The sequence below is a fragment of the Nostoc sp. CHAB 5715 genome, from assembly GCF_020829685.1.
GTDB lineage: Bacteria > Cyanobacteriota > Cyanobacteriia > Cyanobacteriales > Nostocaceae > Nostoc.
The window spans coordinates 1-3,696 of the sequence record NZ_JAIVFR010000770.1 but is presented as its reverse complement, the minus strand read 5'-3'; the positions used below and the strand labels follow the sequence as shown (position 1 = coordinate 3,696).

Here is a 3,696-nt window from a genome sequence, read left to right as displayed (position 1 = left end):
ATTAACCCGGTACATGCCTCGCCCCTCGTGGGCGAAAAATTAATCTTGGGGAGGTTAATACCCCGCTGTTAGCTGTTAGCGGTTAGCTGTTAGCTAATGGCTAATGGCTAATAGCTAATAGCTAATAGTTAATACCCCGCTCATATTGGGCGGCTTGTTTAAAACTAATCGCAAGCTCGCTAACCGCTAATCGCTTTTATACAAATGTGATTTTGTTTACCTCTTCGTTTACCATTTTTTCTAATCTCAGTAGACCCACAGTATGGACATTGCACAGTAGAACACCTCAATTCATCCCTTTATTATGCAACGCCGAATTTTGAATTGTTTTGACCCTCAGCGTCAACCAAGAGGGCAATGTAGTTGAGGAACATTTTGAGGTAGCCTACGCGCGATCGCACTGGCGATGAAAGAGGGCTATATTACCGTGCTTTGCAGACATATTCTAGTCGAGAACTAGGCTTTTACCGCACCGATAAATTAGTTCTGCAATCACTCCTGTCCAGCCAGTTTGGTGGCTAGCTCCTAAGCCAGCGCCATTGTCGCCATGAAAGTACTCATTAAATGTGAGTAAATTTCGCCAATGGGGATTCTTCTGAAAAATCTCGACAGCACCGTAGACAGGTCGGCGATCACTACCATTTTGTTGAAAAATCCGTCCAAGTCGTTTTGACAAATCAATCGCCACTTCCCTCAGCGTCATCCATTGTCCAGAATTAGTCGGGCATTCTACTTTGTAGTCATCTCCTAAGTATTGATGAAAGTGGTATAGGGCTTCGATAAGCAGATAATTCATCGGAAACCAAATTGGGCCACGCCAGTTAGAATTGCCACCAAATAAGTTGTTTGTGGATTCAGCCGGTTCGTAGTCCACCTGATACTCCCGATCATTGACGTGCATGATGAAGGGATGAGCGGCATGAAATTTTGATACAGAGCGAATGCCATACGGACTTAAAAACTCGCGCTCATCTAACATCCGCTCTAAGATGCGCTTTAGCTTCTTGCCGTCTAAGATTGCCAGTAAACGGCGCTGGTGTTCGCCTGTGGTATGCATACAGGCAATTCCTGTTGTCAGATCTGGGCGATTTTCAATAAACCACTCGGTTCGCTTGCGGAATCCGCTGAGTTTTTTGAGGATTTCGGGTTCCAGGGTTCCGATCGCAAACAAAGGCACCAAACCAACCATCGATCGCACTTTCATGGGACAATGATGTCCATCTGGGAAGTGCAGTGCATCGTAGAAGAACCCGTCCTCCTCATCCCAGAGGACAAGTTCATCCTTACCAATCCCATTCATAGCATCGGCAATTCGCAGAAAATGCTCGAAGAATTTACTGGCAATATCTTCGTAGATGGGTTCATCCATCGCCAGTTCTAGGGCAATTGTCAGCATGTTCATGCAAAACATTGCCATCCAGCTTGTGCCGTCTGCCTGCTCTAAATCGCCACCTGTCGGTAAGGGGGCACTGCGATCGAACACGCCAATGTTGTCCATGCCCAAAAAGCCGCCCTGAAAAATATTTTTACCCTCGGCATCTTTGCGGTTAATCCACCAAGTAAAGTTGAGCAGCAGCTTTTGAAATACTCCTTCGAGAAATCGTTTGTCAGCGTGTCCGTAGAATTTCTGCTCGATTTGATAGACTTGCCACGTTGCCCATGCATGTACGGGTGGATTGACATCGCTCAGTTCCCACTCGTAGGCAGGCAACTGCCCGTTAGGATGCATGTACCATTCCCGTGTCAGGCGTTGCAGTTGTCGCTTGGCAAAATCTGGGTCAATCATTGCCAATGGAATCATGTGGAATGCCAAATCCCAAGCGGCAAACCAAGGATACTCCCAGGTATCGGGCATGGAAAGAACATCATCAACATACAGATGCACCCAATCTGTGTTGCGAACACTGCGACGCGAATCGGGGGGAGTCGGAGTAGTAGGGTCGCCTTTGAGCCAATCCTCGATCACATACAGATAAAACTGTTTGCTCCACAGCATTCCGGCAAACGCCTGCCTTTGGATGATCCGCTCGTCGTCGGATAGTTGAAATGGCGTAATCCGCTGATAGAATTCGTCGGCTTCTTTGATGCGATCGCTTAAAATTTGCTCGAACTCATCGCCAAACGGATCGGCAATACCAGACGAATTCGCCAGCCGCAAGCGTACTGTGTGCGTTGCACCGGGTGGAATCATCAATTTGTAGTCAGCAGCAAACTTCGTGCCAATGCGGTTCGGATTCACTGCATCCGTGCGATTGTGGATCGCATACTCATGAAAGCCATCTTTAACGTAAGGTGAGGTATTTTCCACACCATACAGCCGCTGAAAATTCGTTTCATTCTCAGTAAACAAAAGTTCTGCTGCACCTTGACAGTAGAGCCAATAATTGCTCATATCAGGATGGGACGCTTCAATGATGCTGAAATCAGAAGCAGATTTCAGCACCTTCAGTATTGGTTTTTTACTTTTTCCATCCCATGACCAAGTATTGCGAAACCAAAGCGACGGCAGCAGACGCAATGGCTTGGCTTGGGAACCGCGATTGGCGATCGTGATTTGAATTAATATATCTTCAGCAGAGGCTTTGGCGTACTCAACGAACACATCAAAGTAGCGGTCTTCGGCAAATACACCCGTGTCAATCAATTCAAATTCCGCCTCCTGCTTGCTGCGGCGACGGTTCTCTTCGACTAGTTGAGTATAGGGAAATGCTTGCTGCGGATATTTGTACAAGAATTTCATGTATGCATGAGTTGGCGTATTGTCAAGAAAAAAGTAGTATTCTTTAACATCTTCGCCGTGATTACCTTCGTTGCTCGTTAAACCAAACATCCGCTCTTTGAGGATCGGGTCTTGCTCGTTCCATAGAGCGATCGCAAAACACAATCGCTGATGATTGTCAGAAATTCCGGCAATGCCATCTTCACCCCAACGATAAGCACGCGATCTAGCATGGTCATGGGGAAAGTAGTCCCAAGCTGACCCATCGTGGCTGTAGTCTTCGCGCACAGTACCCCATTGCCGCTCACTCAAATACGATCCCCAGCGTCGCCAGTAAGCTTTGTGTTCTCGGTCTTCTTGTAATCGTTGTTCTTCAGCAGTCATAATTGAGGAGTTTCTAATGTAAAGACTTTACCCTTGAAATAGCAGGCTAGGTTTAGATATGAACCATCAAACTAATGCTACCTACAAAGGAGATTTTTATGCCTGGTTGTATAAAAGTGCTGAACTATTGCGGCGAAGACAATTTTCAGAACTCGATCTAGAGCAGATTGCTGAGGAATTGGAAGGCATGGCAAGGAGCGATAAACGACAGTTGATCAATCGCTTTGCTGTGCTACTGGCGCACCTGTTGAAATGGCAGTATCAATCAGAAAAACGATCAAAAAGTTGGGAACGAACCATAAAAGAGCAGCGTAAACGGATTTCATTGTTGTTAGAAGATAGCCCTAGCTTGAGGCATGAAATTGAGCAGAAGTTAGCAGATGCTTATGAAATTGCGGTGCTGTCTGCGGCAAACGAAACTGGATTGGATGAGGACTATTTGCCCGAAAGCTGTGAGTACACCTTAGATGAGGTGTTAAATTCAGGATTTTACCCGGATTAACAGCAATGCGATCGCGGTCTTCTTGCAAGCGTTGTTCTTCTGCGGTCATATTTCTTCTAATTAAAGAATTTACTCAAAACTATCGCTTTTA

Annotated in this window: 2 protein-coding genes and 1 pseudogene; 1 reads left to right on the top strand and 2 read right to left on the bottom strand. The window is 46.0% G+C overall.

Going from position 1 to position 3,696, the window contains the following annotated elements:
- Nucleotides 1-194: 194 nt before the first annotated feature.
- Together LC574_RS39325 and LC574_RS30910 are read right to left on the bottom strand one after the other, a co-directional pair.
- Nucleotides 195-275, bottom strand: a pseudogene (locus LC574_RS39325) (IS1 family transposase); the annotation flags it as partial.
- A 170-nt stretch (nt 276-445) separates the two neighbouring features.
- A complete protein-coding gene (locus tag LC574_RS30910) occupies nt 446-3,103 on the bottom strand; it encodes a glucosidase (protein WP_229457405.1) in 2,658 nt (885 codons plus the stop codon).
- A gap of 58 nt (nt 3,104-3,161) precedes the next feature.
- Between LC574_RS30910 and LC574_RS30905 the strand changes: the two genes are divergently transcribed.
- Nucleotides 3,162-3,605: a DUF29 domain-containing protein gene (locus LC574_RS30905; RefSeq protein ID WP_229457404.1), complete on the top strand. Its 444-nt coding sequence runs from the start codon at nt 3,162-3,164 to the stop codon at nt 3,603-3,605.
- Nucleotides 3,606-3,696: the final 91 nt, after the last annotated feature.

Coding starts and splice junctions, on each gene's coding strand:
- LC574_RS30910 (WP_229457405.1), bottom strand. CDS start 3,103: ATGACTGCTGAAGAACAACGATTACAAGAAGACCGAGAACACAAAGCT.
- LC574_RS30905 (WP_229457404.1), top strand. CDS start 3,162: ATGAACCATCAAACTAATGCTACCTACAAAGGAGATTTTTATGCCTGG.